This window comes from Bartonella sp. MM73XJBT (assembly GCF_028618465.1).
Taxonomy (GTDB): Bacteria; Pseudomonadota; Alphaproteobacteria; order Rhizobiales; family Rhizobiaceae; genus Bartonella.
Genome location: NZ_JAQISY010000013.1, coordinates 31719 through 47858, shown reverse-complemented (window position 1 = coordinate 47858; position 16140 = coordinate 31719). Strand labels below are relative to the sequence as shown.

At 37.1% G+C, this 16140-nt stretch carries 10 protein-coding genes, 2 tRNA genes and 3 pseudogenes; 5 read left to right on the top strand and 10 right to left on the bottom strand.

Annotated features, from left to right (window positions below; all coding sequences use genetic code 11):
- Positions 1-392: pseudogene (locus tag PVV69_RS05795) on the top strand (isocitrate/isopropylmalate dehydrogenase family protein); the annotation flags it as partial.
- A 909-nt stretch (positions 393-1301) separates the two neighbouring features.
- A complete protein-coding gene (locus tag PVV69_RS05790; RefSeq protein WP_273756806.1) occupies positions 1302-2246 on the top strand; it encodes an N-acetylmuramoyl-L-alanine amidase in 945 nt (314 codons plus the stop codon).
- 637 nt (positions 2247-2883) lie between these two features.
- Here the strand turns inward: PVV69_RS05790 and PVV69_RS05785 are convergent.
- Together PVV69_RS05785 and PVV69_RS05780 are read right to left on the bottom strand one after the other, a co-directional pair.
- Positions 2884-4066 (bottom strand): annotated as a pseudogene (locus PVV69_RS05785) (MFS transporter).
- Positions 4067-4873: 807 nt separating this feature from the next.
- Positions 4874-4958: transfer RNA gene (locus tag PVV69_RS05780), tRNA-Leu, on the bottom strand.
- 362 nt (positions 4959-5320) lie between these two features.
- Between PVV69_RS05780 and PVV69_RS10065 the strand changes: the two are divergent.
- Positions 5321-5551: pseudogene (locus PVV69_RS10065) on the top strand (integrase); the annotation flags it as partial.
- A gap of 321 nt (positions 5552-5872) precedes the next feature.
- Here PVV69_RS10065 and PVV69_RS05770 read toward each other — a convergent pair.
- Positions 5873-7090 (bottom strand): porin, encoded by a 1218-nt coding sequence (locus PVV69_RS05770; protein WP_273756805.1) that lies wholly within the window; start codon positions 7088-7090, stop codon positions 5873-5875.
- A 311-nt stretch (positions 7091-7401) separates the two neighbouring features.
- On the opposite strand from PVV69_RS05770, the gene PVV69_RS05765 reads away from it, so the two are divergent.
- Positions 7402-7492: transfer RNA gene (locus tag PVV69_RS05765), tRNA-Ser, on the top strand.
- 785 nt (positions 7493-8277) lie between these two features.
- Here the strand turns inward: PVV69_RS05765 and PVV69_RS05760 are convergent.
- The 7 genes from PVV69_RS05760 to rpmH all read right to left on the bottom strand — a co-directional run bounded on the left by PVV69_RS05760 (position 8278) and on the right by rpmH (position 14240).
- Positions 8278-8898: a 2,3-bisphosphoglycerate-dependent phosphoglycerate mutase gene (locus tag PVV69_RS05760; protein WP_273756804.1), complete on the bottom strand. Its 621-nt coding sequence runs from the start codon at positions 8896-8898 to the stop codon at positions 8278-8280.
- Between the two features lie 28 nt (positions 8899-8926).
- Positions 8927-9739 carry a 4-hydroxy-tetrahydrodipicolinate reductase gene (dapB, locus tag PVV69_RS05755; RefSeq protein ID WP_273720944.1) on the bottom strand — a complete coding sequence of 271 codons (813 nt, stop codon included), beginning with the start codon at positions 9737-9739 and terminating at the stop codon, positions 8927-8929.
- 549 nt (positions 9740-10288) lie between these two features.
- Complete coding sequence (locus tag PVV69_RS05750; RefSeq protein WP_273720945.1) at positions 10289-10981, bottom strand: glutathione S-transferase family protein; 693 nt, start codon at positions 10979-10981, stop codon at positions 10289-10291.
- Between the two features lie 140 nt (positions 10982-11121).
- On the bottom strand, positions 11122-11769 hold the full coding sequence (gene yihA / locus PVV69_RS05745) for a ribosome biogenesis GTP-binding protein YihA/YsxC (protein WP_273720946.1): 648 nt from the start codon (positions 11767-11769) through the stop codon (positions 11122-11124).
- Positions 11766-13604 (bottom strand): membrane protein insertase YidC, encoded by a 1839-nt coding sequence (gene yidC / locus PVV69_RS05740; RefSeq protein ID WP_273756803.1) that lies wholly within the window; start codon positions 13602-13604, stop codon positions 11766-11768. Before yidC ends, yihA begins: the two co-directional genes overlap by 4 nt.
- A complete protein-coding gene (gene rnpA / locus PVV69_RS05735) occupies positions 13594-13986 on the bottom strand; it encodes a ribonuclease P protein component (RefSeq protein ID WP_273720948.1) in 393 nt (130 codons plus the stop codon). Before rnpA ends, yidC begins: the two co-directional genes overlap by 11 nt.
- 119 nt (positions 13987-14105) lie before the next feature.
- The gene (gene rpmH, locus PVV69_RS05730; RefSeq protein WP_005864709.1) at positions 14106-14240 is read right to left on the bottom strand and encodes a 50S ribosomal protein L34; all 135 of its coding nucleotides are present in this window, start codon (positions 14238-14240) and stop codon (positions 14106-14108) included.
- 606 nt (positions 14241-14846) lie between these two features.
- On the opposite strand from rpmH, the gene PVV69_RS05725 reads away from it, so the two are divergent.
- On the top strand, positions 14847-15941 hold the full coding sequence (locus PVV69_RS05725; protein ID WP_273756802.1) for an Mrp/NBP35 family ATP-binding protein: 1095 nt from the start codon (positions 14847-14849) through the stop codon (positions 15939-15941).
- Positions 15942-16140 lie beyond the last annotated feature (199 nt).

Here is a 16140-nt window from a genome sequence, read left to right as displayed (position 1 = left end):
TGGCGGAGCATTTGATTGAAGAATTTGAAAATCATTTTCGCCCATATTTGGTTGGGGCAGAAATTACCACGGCTTACAAACAATTAGCAATGCACGCAGAAGTTCGTTGGTTAGCAAATGATCTTCATCTTTTAAAGTATTTTCAGCCGATAGAAAAAAGTGCAAAAAATGTTCCGCAGCTAGAGGTTGAGGTTAGCTTATCACCTCCTTTGGAGATATTAGAAAATCAAAAAGAAAGCCTTGGATATGCTACAATGACTGTACGAATAAAAAACTATGGTGATGATCATGTTTCTTTTCCTTATACACGACCACTTTTGAGGGCTGTCTTACAGGAATATGCAGCTTGGTTGGTTTTAAAAAGATATTTAAAAAGGGAGAAAAGCAAATAATACTTTGTAGAGGCGGAACACAATAATTTCCAAATCATTTTGCTGTTGTATGTGGTGAAGACAGTGTTATTTTGATACTTTAAAAATATTTGTTTTGGCAAACAGTTTTCTTTGATAGCAGATGCTGGGTCAATAGTATTAAAGATTTGGGCAATATTTTCTTTTAAATGTTCTTAGAGAAAAATTTGCCTATAATTGCTCAGATTTTATGCGGAAAATTTCTGAAGGTAGAATTCACTATTCTCTTTTTCATCACAAGTATTGATATCATTTTTGGGTAAGATCCTGTGTATAGGTGCATTGGGATTTTTATGGCATGATGAAATTCCATTATTTTTCCAGAGTATTTGTATTTGGTTTAGGAAAAGCTTTTTGGCGTGTGTTATTTGAGAGATAAAGATATATTGAAAACGATAGGAAAGATTTCTTTATCACAAAGGCGATCGCTTGATTATTTATCACTATACAGAAGAATTTTCTCAATTTTATTGAAAAATGTGCAAGCAAAGAGGAGTTTATCAAAAAGTGGCGTTGTTCATGTGGCAGCCTGTAAATGGACACAAAAATTTCATAATATTTTTGCATTATCAGGTGGTGATGAAGCACGGCGTTGTGTGTGCGCTGTGTCTTTGTCCAAGTGTTCCATAATGAGTGGTTTTCAGACATTTTAGAGAGTCGATATCTGATGTAATGGCTTGAGAATGTTTTGAGGTTTGCATCGTTCATTGTGTATAAAGGATTTGGAAGTGCGGGTTCATTAGGGAGCAAGAACTTTGATGTTTTCTCGTGAGGCAAATTTTAAGCTAGGTAGTGGGATATCTTACAAAAAGTCACCATAACGCTACTTTTCGGTATTTCTGTTCTAACACGCGATGCTATTCGTGGATGAGATAAAAAGGAAGGATTTCTATGTATCAGATTGATTACAACAGTTATCGTTCTATTAAGAGCTTTAATCGTCGCGTTCGTTTTCTTGTCATGCATTATACTTCACTTGATTTTAAAGAGTCAGTAATGGCTCTTACAGGGGAAAATGTGAGTGCCCACTATCTTGTTCCTGATCCAACAGAGAAGAGCTATATTGAGGCAGGATTTAAGGATATGCGTATCTTTAATCTGGTTGATGAAAACGAACGTGCATGGCATGCTGGTGTGAGTTCATGGGCTGGACGTAGTAACTTAAATGATACATCCATTGGAATTGAAATAGTGAATTTGGCGAATATCCCTTCTTGCTCTTCAGAGCAACCCTATGTTGACGCAGCTTTAAAGGATGCGCGTGTTTTAAATCCGGTTAATAAAGATGGATGTGAATTGCAGACTGATGGTGGCTTGCGAGCTGGGGACAGTGATATGAGGGGGACAGTTTTGCAGCTTGAGACAGTGAATTTAGAGATTGATAACCACGAGCGCGTTGTCTTTCCTCCTTATAATCCAAAGCAAATTGATGCAGTTAAGGAACTAGCATTCAATATTCTTCAAAGGTATCCAGATATCATGCCAATCGATGTTGTTGGACACAGTGATATTGCTATTGGAAGAAAGTGTGATCCAGGAGCTGCTTTCCCATGGAAGGAGCTTTATTTGGCTGGTATAGGGGCTTGGTATGATGAGGAAAGAAAAGATTACTATCAGAAGAAGTTCTATAAGAGTTTGCCGCTTAAAACAGATGTTTTGGCTAAACTAAAATGTTATGGATATGATATTTCGGTTGCATGTAGTGAAATGGGATATAAGAATTTGATCCGAGCATTTCAGCTTCATTTTCGTCAGAAAAATTATGATGGAATTCTGGATATTGAAACAGCTGCGATTGTCTATGCGTTGGTAGATAAATATTTTCCGTCGAATTGATTCAATACATTTTCATATCAGTATAAAATTACGATAATAGATGGTTATGAAGTTCTTTGCTGCTTTTTGCCAATTAGAGTTGTGTGAAAGAAAGACATTTATGAGGTGAGAACAATATGGTATGTAAAGGCTGTTTTCGAAAATGAGTAGAAAAAAACTCTCACGCTTGCAGGGGTAAGCTTTGAAGTTGTGTTTCTTTATCATATTCTACGTGAAGCAAGATACGTAAAATTAAATGCTGTGCACAGCGTGGTATAAAGATGGTGATGCTTCATGAGAAGGATGACACGCTCCCGCAAAGCGCTACAAGCAGAAAATTATATCATGCTTTCCCCAAATTATATCTTTTAATATGCACACTATATTGATTTATAATTCATTATTTTAGATAGAGACTCTCATAGCGTAAGATTATCTTCATTCAAATCTGTTTATATTGAGTCATCTAAAACACTCGTCCGCTCCTCACAAATGAGATGAGCATATGGATAAAAGACTTTTCAGAAAAGAATAACAATGCCGCTTATGAATCATCTCAAATGCCAAGAGATATCGCGACATTGGGGGTAACAAATAACATAATGAAGCGCTTTCTTCTTGATAAATGCAAAGACAGTTGTGCATAGTGGCTTTATCGCTAGACGACTAAACCACACATGAAAAAGGTGACGGTCGGTAATATGATAATAAGACGGTGAAATTTTTGCAGAAAGAAAAGAGATAATGCTTAATACTGCAATTGAAAATATTCGTCCACAAAAAGATACTGTGCCAATAACACCGGAAATGTGCTGAGTTTGTTTTGGGTTAAGCTCTGAAAAAATAGACTCTTTGCGCCGATTGGCACGGTGCAAATAAAACCATGGATTAATGAAAATGCAATAATTGCTATAGCGATTTGATTGCCATGAACTAAAATAAAGTACTACGCATATCAGGGCAGAGAAGAATGAAAAATATTTCACAGAATTTCTGTATTTGTTATCTAATACATGATATTTAGACATTAGTAGATTTGAAAAATATTGTGCTGAAAAAGCTGCTACATGGCAGAACATCAGTGTCAGCATCTGAGTGCTGGTAAGATAATCGATTTTGCTCGTTGAAAGTATTATTGGTTGCCAAAAATGATAAATAATTTGAATGCCAGCACTGAAAAGGCACATGAGGAACATAAACCATGCCCCTCCAATGGTATTTTAGAAGATCCACAGCGTTTCTTTGGCATGGTGGAAGATCGTTATTGTTTTGTGTTTTTCAGGCGCTGATTTTGTTTCTTCAGAAACAAGAAGGAATATTAAACAGATAATGCTCATCATGAGGCATGAGATAATATATCCCATAAAATATTGCCCAGAGTAGTATAATGTTCCAATTCCTATCATACCGCTGAGAATGCTACCGAACGAATTGATTTAATGATAGAGATGGGCATAACTGGCGAAAAGCGATCTTGTTTGTTGCTCAGTAAGTGGAAAATCCATCCATCAATGGCACTTGCAATGAGGCAAATTCCTGCGGAATAGAGGATTTGTGCAATGATAAGGATTGTTATATTAGGGGCTTTAAGGCAGAGCAGATAAAATGTGCCTGTCATGATGCCCCCGCCATAACAGAATATTTACGTCGATATCTGTCTAAGAGAACAGCATAGGGAAAATCAAGAAGGAGAATGGTTAGGGAAAAGGCAACTTGAAGTAGAGCCAATTGCGCCAAACTCACGCCCATAGACATTAAAAAATCGCATGGTAGGCACCAATCAGCATTCGTACGGCATTATAGAATCCATAGGTGAAAGCAAGGATACGTGGTCTGTTCATTGTTGTTTTCATTCACTATACTGTGAAGAGTAGCAAATTCTCTCAGTTTTTGCTGTCGTTAATAAAAAAATGTTTTTAGCAGATAGCAGAAATCATATTATTATTACGGGAGAACAAGGGCGTTTCCTCCATATATTACTATTTCATTGATGCCCCCCCTTATTTATCAAATCCATTTTTTTAAAACCGATACCAAAAAAAGAGCTATTCTTATTATTTTAAAACTCTATAGTCCCTGTTTTTTCTTTTTAATTTTTACTATCTTTCATTGGTACGTTAGAAAAAGTATTAATTTTAAATAATACAAATTTAACTGTATTTATTTTATAAAATAAATACAGTTTTTCTTTAAAATGTTTAATTATACATTTATTATTGTTTTATAATAGTTATAATTTTTATTTTAATATTATTTCAATTTTATGCATAAAAATATTTATACCATCATTTTGCTATTTTCTAACATTTGCGTTTTAATCGCTTTTCATATTAGCATAATGCTTTACTTTGTTTAAGTTATGCGTATTTTCTATTTAATATCATTATCTTTTGCAATCGAGCATAGCTATATTTTATTGCCTTAAAAAATAAGGAGTGAAAGCAAAAGAAAATTTAGAAAGTTTTATTTTTGGATAGTGCAAAGAACTTGGATGTTTAAAGGGGCTGAAAATATATAAAGAAAAAGTTGCAATCTAAAACAGATTATAAAAATCACTTGGAAAATCCTATTTTCTCACTTTTATTCGGATATCCGTCAAGTTTAAAAAAATACGTAAAATCAACTAGTTATATCACAGCAAAAGAGAATGGTGCCCAAAAGAGGACTCGAACCTCCACGCCTTGCGGCACAGGTACCTGAAACCTGCGCGTCTACCAATTCCGCCATCTGGGCTATAAAACTCGTCTAAGCTTGTGAGGCAGCTCTGTCAATAAAATTTTCTACCGTAAAGATTGTTTTTCACTATAAGGGAAAGTACGTCCATACATATTCAAGGACTTATTTTAACGAGAGATCTCTCAACTCTCCAAAGCTCATTTCACGATAGCGTTTGTGAATAATAGTATAATGGTAAATCATGACAACACATTGATTTATAATGATAATTTAGCGTTATTCATATTGAATGAGACTCTCGAATAACCTAAGATTCTCTTATTTCAAACCTGCTTATCTTAAATCAATGAAAATCACTTGTTTGCATGTAACAAGCGGGGCTGGCGTGTGGGTAAAAATTATATAAGAAAGGATTAAAAATGGCTCTTATGAACCGTCTTAATGCAAGGTCTGTCGCAACATTGGGGGCTGGCAAATATAATGATGGTGCCGGCTTGTTACTCCATAAGCGTAAAGATGGTGGTGCTCAATGGATTTATCGCTATACCATTCATGAATGGCACTAGAAAATAAGCTTGAGCACCTTGAGAAATGTTTTTTTTAAACAAGTACGTAAATTGATGATATTATGGTGTTCTGCTTTACGTAAGCAGATGTCATTCCGTTCATGAAATACAAAACGAGTGAAGAATCTTCTGAAAAATCACGATCTTATGACAACTGATGAGAGGGAAGAATTTTATCCCAAAAGGGCAAGGAGAAGATCATTCGAGTGAGATGTGCAAGATTTTTGGAAGCCCTTATTGCACTTTATAATTCATTTGTTTGGAGTATTTTTATAGTAGAAAATAGCTTTTTTGAGAAATAGTGGTAAAAATATCATGAAAGAGTGTGGTGATCATTATTGCTCGTTAAAAAAATAAAAACTGGCAATATATATTGCCAGTTTTTTTAAGCGTAGTCCAATAGGATTAGAATGAACGCTGTAAGCGGAGCATACCTTGGAAAGCATTTTTGCCATTCAAAGCATGGGTATATTTTGTATCGTTATTTACGCCTTTAAAAGTACGATCATCATTCCAAGAGACATAAGTAAGTTCAGGTGTAATTACAAAGCCTGGAACGAGCGTGTAGGCAATATTGACAGAAGTTGCAAAGGTTTTTACAGCGCTATAAGAAACTTGAGCATTTAAATTTGCTTTTGGAGTGAGTTTATAAGTCGCGCCAGCCCAAGCTGCCCATTTTCCTCCCCAGTTTGCGTAGATCGTTGTATTTTGTCGCGATAGCGTATTATTTTCATCCACTAAATAGTAATCAACGCTGTTTTTATAGCCAGCCATTGCCCATAAATTGAAACGATCATTGACATTGAAATCTACGCGTACCTTACCTGCCCACTTTTTATAGTAAGAATCATAAGCAGCAACAGCTGAAAAACCACCCCATTTTTGCATAAACTTCACACCAAAAACCAGATTAGGGGTGTAATTTTTTATTCCTTTGCTTGGTGGAAGATAATCACCAGAAACGGGAGCAACTTTGTCATCTTTATCGATGTAGTAGTAAATTGGATTCGTTGTATCATCTGGATAAGCGAATGAAGCATTGCCTAATTCAGCTCCGATAATCGCAGAAAAGCCACTGTCACCACTAAAGGTGTAAGAAATAAAATTCGTACGTGTTACACCCGCTGGTGCTATGCTGTCATCATTTATGACATTTCCATAATCACCGGTCCAGCTGTTGAAAATTGTATCATCAAGACCTACGCGAAAACCACCAAGTTCAATGTAAGCTGCAGCAAGCTTGGCACCATCCTTGTTTCTACCGTTGCTCCAGTTTGAAGAGATGCGTGCATATGAACGAAGTGTTCCCATTTCTGTTTCAGAAGCAGTCTGAAAAACAAGGGTTAATTGTGATGTTGCGCTATAGGTTTTTCTTTTGGCAGCTAGTTCAGCATTTGTTGTGGCATCAATATTATCACCGCCTAGAAAATCAGCGCGAACATTTCCTGACAAACGCATACAGGTCTCTGTTCCAGGGATATAAAAATAGCCTTTACCATATGCATCACAAACGCGAACATATTCTACAGGCTCTGGTTCTGCAACGACTGTTGAAGCGGCATGCGCTCCAGAAATCGCTAAAAAAGCTGCTGTAGAGCTTAAAAAAAGGGACTTAATATTCATAATGAATCTCCAATGAAAGGTAGTTCAATCTTCGTTAGGGAATATTATTTTCTCGTCTTATATTAAAGACAGAGTAAAATACGCGATACTTATAATTCTTAGCTATACTAATCTTTTTTCAATATACAAATATGAAATTAACTTTTTGAAGGGTATTGATGTACTATTCAAGACAATGTGGCAAAAAAGGCACATATGCATTTTGGTAATTTTTTATCCGATATCATCAATAAAAAGAAAAACTTTAGATATTTTTGAAAAAAATCGAAAATGTCTTGAACTTTCAGTTGATACCATTTATGCACTTCCTTGGAGAGGTGGCCGAGTGGTCGAAGGCGCTCCCCTGCTAAGGGAGTAGGGCTCAAAAGGCTCTCGAGAGTTCGAATCTCTTCCTCTCCGCCATTTTCAATGAAGTTAATAAGTTATAAAAAGGTTTGGAAATTTTGTTCCTTTGATTCTTTTAAATTATTTTTCTCTCTCTTCTGAACCATTGTATCTATATTTTCCCCAAGGCGTAACGTGTGTTCTCTGTTTTTCAATCATTTGTGAGCGTTGCCTGCACACCGAGCACAGAACCGTAATCTATTTGCATTTCATGATTATGGGAGTAAAGAAACTGTTACGCTCCTCTTCTTCACGCAATTCTTGAGCACTTTGTTCTTTATGCTTATCGGCACCATCATACTCTTTGCTAGCTCAAAATGTTGCCACAGTTCTTGCCTTAAGACAGTTCATGAGAGGCATTTTTACTCCTTTCTTGAATGTTTTATCTACACGCCAATCTTACTTGCAACGTAAAAGCGAATGAGTTTGATTGATTCAACATGGAACAGGTTTGGAATAAGATAAACTTGGGAGCTTCGGGTTTCTCATTCTCATGAACAATAATATATTGTCTCTTATAAAGGTATAATGTTGTTGATGTCTCTTTTTGTTTTCTTTTGTACTTATCAAATGTGGAAGAGATAAAATTGAAAAAATGTTTAGGGCAGAACTTATGCGTAGGGACTGTGAAATCAATCATATAAGTGCTTGGCAATGGAAATTACCAAGAAAAACCAATCTAATGACAGGTTAACAGGGGATAAGAGTTTTTGTCTTTTAGGGTAAGGAAAAAGTCCAAGAATTTATATCTCAGCTTAAAATGATTGGGTTGAACTCCTTGTGATCACTAAGATTTTAGGAAGCTAAGGAGTGATGATTGTCTTTGAGGCGATTGTTGAGTCAGGATTTAATGTATAAACGATAGGAATGCCAGTTGCTAGTTCTTGAGAGATGATTTCTTCACTGCTTAAACCTTCAAGTGCCATTATTAGAGCACGAAGAGAATTACCGTGTGCTGCCACCAAAACAGTTTGAGAACGCAAAATATGAGGTTGGATATGGTAGAGGTAATAGAGCAAAACGCGTGCACTAGTATCGCGTAGGCTTTCTCCGTTTGGGGGGGCAATCGTATAGGAGCGACGCCATATTTGTACTTGTTCTTCTCCCCATTGTTGGCGTACTTTATCTTTATTTAAACCAGAGAGATCACCATAATTACGTTCATTTAATGCGGGGTTTTTTATCAGTTCTAAATTTTCTTGTCCCATTTGTTCTAAGATGTAGCGTGCTGTTTTTTGTGCACGCTGTAGGGAAGATGTATAAGCAATATCAAATTTTAAACCAGCGTCTTTAAGTTTTTTTCCTGCTGTTATTGCTTCTGTACAGCCTTTTTCTGTTAAATCGGGGTCTTTCCAACCGGTAAAAAGATTTTTGAGATTCCATTCACTTTGTCCATGACGGATGAGTACAAGTGTGCGTCCCATTATAAATTTCCTGCATTATATTGACTGTTTATAATTCATCATTCAATCCTAAAACATCAAGCATTGAATAAAGACCATTTTTGTGGTTCTTTGCCCATAAAGCTGCTTTTAAGGCACCATTAGCAAAAATAGAGCGTTCTTGTGCTGCATGTGAAAGAACAATACGCTCATTTGCACCAGCGAAAATGACACTATGGTCGCCAACAACAGTTCCACCTCGCGAACAAGAAAAGCCGATAGTGCCTTTTTCACGTTTACCGGTATGACCACTGCGTCCGCTAACACTTACATTTTTGAGCATAACATTGCGACCTTCGGCGGCTGCTTGCCCAAGAAGAAGAGCTGTTCCAGAAGGAGCATCAACTTTGTTAGCGTGATGCATCTCATAAATTTCAATATCAAAATCATCCGCTTCTAATGCTTTGGCTGCTTTTTTTACAAGGTTCGCTAACAGATTGACGCCAAGACTCATATTTCCAGATTTGACAATAGTTGTATCTTTTGCAAAATCTGCAATTTGTCCTTCTTCTGTTTTATTAAATCCGGTTGTCCCGATAATATGCACAAGTCCTTTTTGAGCTGCATAGTTGGCGTAAAGAACACTAGCTTGCGGCTGAGAAAAATCTAAAATACCTTCCGTATTAGAAAAGGCACTTTCAAGATCATCGGTGATGTAAATACCAAGAACATCGGAACCAATCAATATACTCGCATCTTTATTGACGAAAGGTGATCCTGTGCGCACAAGCACCGCACAAAGCTCTACATCTTTTCTCTTCTGGATAGCGGTGATGAGTTCGCGTCCCATTCTTCCATTGGCACCAACAACTGTAAGGCGCATCTTTTTCTCCTTATGACACTTTACTTCTTGTAGTATAGGCAAATTCTTCTCCTCTTTCCAATGGTTCTTTTTCCTCCTAAGGAGAAATTACGCTTCTTGAGCTTTATGAAAAGATTGTTTGTTGAGAGAGACGCATGATAAAAAATATTTTTGCTTTTATTATAGAGTGAATCATGTGGATGTTAAGCAATCGTTTATTTTACAAGATCTTTGGCAAAAGACATGTGTCGATATTGTTATTTTATTTGTGTGCTTTCCGGATACTACGGCTCTTGTCTTTAAATATGGGAACTTTAACTCTTCTTTTAAATGATTTTATTCATAGGTTTTTCTCATTTATGGTGTGCAATCCCCCCCTTTTTATCCATTAGCAAATAGAGCTCAAATGAGAGAATATTTTTATTTTGAGCTCTCATGTAAGTTATTAACAATAATCATTTTTATGTATCAATTTATCATTATAGACTCTATAAAATGGTAAGGTTTTATTGATGTAGAGCTCTATGATCTTTGAAGTAGAATATTGTTTTCACTTGCTGGAAAAAGTGTTTAGAAATCAAGGTCCGTATAATGAGGACTTGCTACAATTCCTCGAATGCGGTCTGTTAAAAGAGAGCGAAAAGAAGGTCGCGATTTAATCCGCATATACCAGTCTTTGGCTGCAGGAACTGGTTCCCAGTCAATTTCTCCTAGAAAATCAAGGACAGAAACAGCAGCTGCTGCTGCGAGATCTGCATAGGATAATTCAGAGCCGACTAACCAGTCGCGAGATGCACAGAGCCAATTGAGATAGTTCATATGGGGTGCAATATTGGCACGTGCATTGCGTAAAATTTGAGAATTGGGAGCACCACCGCCAATGGCTAGTGGCATTTCACGTTTATAGATCCTTTCTCGTACAATATGGCGTGTGGCTTCGGTTTCAAATTTATTTAAAAACCAGTCATTGAGACGACGGACTTCGGCACGACCTAAAGGATTTTCTGGAAAGAATTTATTCTCTTGTCGTAAACTACCATGCGTTTCATCTAAATATTCATAGATAACAATGGCGCCTGATAATGGAACTTCATGTTCATCAAGAAGAACGGGCACATGACCTGCTGGATTGAGTGCGAGAAATTCATGTCTTCTGGCCCATTCATGTTCTTCAATGAGTTGCGTGGTTACACCATATTCTCCAAGAATAAGGCGTATAAAACGGGAGGCAGAAGAAAGAGGAGAATGAAAAAGTGTCAGCATAATCTACAATATCAGATAGAGTTGATGAGAATTCTTTCAAGTAATAAGAATTTTTATAAAGCTGCTTTACTAGAAGTACAAGATTATTAGTAGAAGCCCGCAATTATGTTTAATAAATTCTTAAAAAACAGCAATATTTTCTATACTGTTATGGTTTGTAAAATGGCTGCACGTAATTCCTCCAAACCAAATGCTTTTTCTGAAGATGTTACAAGAAGTTCAGGGTAAGCTGCTGGGCGTTTGAGCAGCTTTGTTTTTGTGGTTATTATTAGTTTTTCAAGGTCGCTTGATTTTATTTTGTCACTTTTCGTGAAAACAATTTGATAAGAAACAGCGGCTTTATCAAGGAGATCTAGAACATCTGCATCATTCTTTTTGATGCCATGGCGTGAATCAATCAACAGATAAACACGTTTTAGTGTTGTACGTCCCTGTAAATAGCGAAAGATTAAATTTGTCCATGCATCAACCAAATTTTTAGGCGCTTCAGCAAAACCATATCCTGGCATATCTACCAGTGCTAGAGGAGGGAGGTCCTCTCCTTGTCCACTGAAACCATCGGGTACAAAGTAATTGAGTTCTTGTGTACGTCCTGGTGTATTTGAGGTGCGGGCTAAGCTTTTTTGTTGGACAAGTGCGTTGATTAAAGACGATTTTCCGACATTGGAACGCCCTGCAAAGGCGATCTCCGGTGGTCCTTCGGGAGGAAGAAAGCTTATTTTTGGCACACCACGAATAAAAATCCAATTGCGAGAAAAAATTCCAGAAAGGCAAGAATCTCTTGTCATTTACGCACTTCTTTTTTGGGTGATTTCCTCCACATAGCTTTAAGATTATCGAAAAGCTCAATTTTGACTCCTTGGCGTTTCATCATGATACCTTGTTGAATTATTGACAATATATTATTCCATGCCCAATAGATAACAAGACCAACGGGGAAGGAGGCGAGCATAAAAGTAAAGATAACCGGCATCCATGCAAAGATTATTGCTTGTGTTTGGTCTTGAGGGGATGGATTCATACGCATTTGTAAAAACATTGTTATTCCCATAATCAAAGGCCATGCACCAATCATAAGAAAGCTTGGAGTCGTGTAGGGCAAGAAGCCAAACAGATTAAAAATAGAAGTTGGATCGGGCGCTGCTAAATCTTTAATCCAGCCAAAGAAAGGTGCATGCCGCATTTCGATGGTAATATACAGAACTTTATAGAGCGCAAAGAAGATTGGAAATTGAACCAACATCGGCCAACAGCCAGCAAGAGGATTAATTTTCTCAGTTTTATACAGCTCTATTATCGCTTGTTGCTGTTTGGTTTTATCATCTGGGTACTTTTCTTTTATTTCCAATAGCAAAGGTTGTATAAGCTTCATGCGTGCCATAGATTTGTAAGACTTATTCGCCAGCGGGAAGAGAAGCGTTTTTAACAGCACTGTGACAAGAAGAATGGCGATGCCAAAATTTCCTGTTTGTTTATAAAGAATGTCAATGAGAGAAAACATCGGTTTAGTAATGAAATCAAACCAACCCCAATCGATTAAGAGCGCAAATTTTCTAATTTTTAAATCATTCTGGTAATGATTAATGATTTCAACTTGTTTCGCACCAGCAAAAAGATGATTTGTAATGGTTTTTGTTTCATTGGGGGCAATCGTTAAAAGGGACCCTAGCAAGTCAGATTGATAATGTGTTTGCAAGCGATCAAAATAAATAAAGCGGCTTGTATATTCTTTATCTTGTGGTGGAATAACTGCTACAGCCCAATATTTATCGGTAATACCGATCCAACCTCCTGTTACTTTAGAGAAAGATATACTTTTTTGACCATTATGAGGATTTGGATCAAGCTCAGTTAAGGCTTTGTATTTCTCAGTTTTAAGTGTATCACCTGCAATAGCTATCATACCTTCATGAAGCAAATAGGTTGCATTTGTATGTTCTGGTGGAGCTGCGCGTGCAACACGCGCATAGGATGAGAGATATATTGGTTTATCCCCTTCATTGCTGATAGAATCCACAATGGTAAACATGTAATGATCGTCAATAGAAATCATACGGCGGAAGATTTGTCCCTGTCCATTATTATAAATTAAAGTAACAGGTGTTGAAGGGGTTAGGGTCGTATTGTTGCCCTCTATTTGCCATTGTGTATCGGATTGTGGTAAGGCTCCTGCTGGCAAAGATGAACTGGTAAAACCAAATTCAGCAAGGTAGGTCTTTGTGAATCCTTTGGGATTTAGTAAAGCAATTTCTGGTGATTTTTTATCGACCGTTAGGCGATATTTTTTGAGAAGGAGATCATCAAATTGTGCACCAACAAGATTAATGGAGCCTTCAAGTTCGCTGGTTTTAATAGGAATACGGTTTGTTTTAGCTAACACATCATTGCGCAATTCAGAAGTCATTGGCTGATCAATCATGGGGGAAGATTGATGCGTTGATGCAGGATCAGAAAAATTTTTAGTAGGCGTAGAAAGCACTGATTGTTGTTTTGACAACTGCTGGGCAATTATTTGTTGTTTTTGTAACTCAGCCTGTTTGGGAATAACATAAAGAAATTGCCATGCGATAAGCACTATGAAAGACAATCCAATGGCGATAAAGAAATTCCGGTTATATTCCATTCGTATATCCCTGTTGTCGTTGCTGATGTTGTGTTTTTGGTTTTATTCGTCGATTTAATTCACGGATCAAAGATGTAAAAGGCGCATGAAGCGCATCAGGGCGCGCAATAATGACATAGTCTGTTCCTGCTTCCATGTTATTTGTTAAACCAATTCTTACAGCTTCACGCAAACGTCTTTTAATACGATTGCGTTTAACAGCATTACCATTTTTGCGTGTAACTGTGAAACCTACACGCGCAACAAGAGGCGTTTTTGTTTCTGCTGCTTGTGTATGGGATTTCACTTCAAGCAAAAATAAAGGACCACGTCGTTTCTCGCCTGTGCGGGCAGCTAAAAAATCTGCTCTCTTACGAAGACGGCATGGATGTTTTTTCTTCATAAAAAACGTTTCGCAATTTTACCAAATGCCTGTTTTTGCAGGCATCGGAGGTTCATAACGAAAATTTCACAACGGTTAAGATGATGAACAATATCCAATTATTGTGAAAATTTAAATGGTTAAGCGGATAGACGCTTACGTCCACGAGCACGCCTTGCGGCAATCACTTTACGGCCACCAGCTGTTGCCATACGTGCACGAAATCCATGGCGGCGTTTCCGGACAAGTTTAGATGGTTGATAAGTACGTTTCATTTATTTCAATACCGCGGAGTGCGGCCCTTCTTAATTTTATGGCAATATTCTATGGCAACTATGCACTAGATGAATATAGTCTCATCCTCTCATACGAGAGCTTATCCATAAGGAAAAACATAAAAAAAGTCAATCTTAGATTATTTTTTCTCTCTTAAAAAAATATCAAAATTCTATGGTGGATATGTATTTTGTTCATAATAGTTTCAAATTTAAGGGAAATAATGATTGCTTACAATACCTTAATTTCCAGTACTTTTACATAAGTGAATACTGGTCAAAGGAGTAAGAGAGAATCGCGATTTGTTATTGTATGATAGTAGTAGAGTGTGTTTGTTTTATAAAAAGTTTGCTTCGTTTGAGCTTTTAAAGGCGCTTGTAAAGTTCTTGATGTGATTGTACGAAAAACAGATTTACTGGGATTTTATCTAAAATTTCACGTGTACATTTTTCTATGAAGTTGGTTTTGCCTTTTGTAAGGAGATAATCTTCACGATATTTATAGTTTACAATTTTAAAAAGTGCAAAATTTCAAGTGATGAAGTGAGATGTGTTTTGGGTCTTTATTACTATGTTTTTTGGCATTTATGAGAGAGAGGAAAGAGCGTGAATCCTATTACAAGTGAGGCTATCCGTAACGCGTTATCTAAAATCAAAGTGCCGGATTCTGAAAGCAATATTGTGTCGCTGGGACTTCTTTCAGAAATATTGGTTGCTCATGGAAAAGTATTTTTTTCTATTACAGTTCCAGATGGACGTGTGCAAGAGTGGGAAATGTTGCGCCATGCTGCTGAAGACGTGGTGTGTACTATGGAGGGGGTTAAATCTGTTGTTGTCACACTTACGGCAGAAAAAAAAACGGAGACCTCTTCTCAGATTCAGAAAGCTACAGTTTTTTCTGCATCAAAACGCAGAATGAGTGGATTGCCTGTAAAAATGCCAATAGAAGGTGTGCGGCATGTGATTGCGGTGGCTTCTGGAAAGGGAGGGGTTGGCAAATCGACAATGGCGATCAATATTGCTTTAGCTTTACAAGATTCTGGTTTTAAAATCGGGTTGATGGATGCGGATATCTATGGTCCGTCTTTGCCACGTTTGACAGGGCTGGTTAACCAAAAACCACAACTTGTTGATGGGAAAAAGATTCAACCTCTTGAAAAATTTGGTCTTAAATTGATGTCGATGGGTTTTTTGGTTGAGGAGGAAAAACCGGTGGTATGGCGTGGTCCCATGGTCATGGCGGCAGTGACGCAATTGCTCAGAGATGTTTTATGGGGGACTTTGGATGTGTTGGTGGTTGATATGCCACCAGGTACAGGAGATGCACAATTGACACTTGCTCAACAAGTGCAGTTGACGGGTACGTTGATTGTTTCTACTCCTCAGGATCTGGCTTTGGTTGATGCACGTAAAGCGATAGAAATGTTCATAAAAATTAATGTTCCTATTTTAGGACTCATTGAGAATATGAGTTATTTTATTGCTCCTGATACGGGGAAACGCTATGATATTTTTGGTTATGGTGGTACGCAGGCAGAGGCGAAGCACCGAGGGGTACCTTTCTTAGCTGAAGTGCCGCTTGATGCAGCTTTGAGATCTTCTTCAGATGATGGCGTGCCAATCTTTGTTGCTAAGCCCGATGAGATGCATGCTAAGCTTTATCGTGCGATTGTGGAGAAAATAAAAAACAAATTTTCTTAAATTCACTAACAGACAATAATTTAAAACATAAGGGCTATTTGTACAGAAGTTATAATATCATGAACAATTCCATTGTTATATGAAGATCTTTCAGATGTTAAGCAGAAAACTGATTGCGGGATGGCTAATTATGTTTATTTTTATAAAATTATCCGTTGATTTTTACGGATGAAATAAAATTGGTTAAAGATTTTTAGTT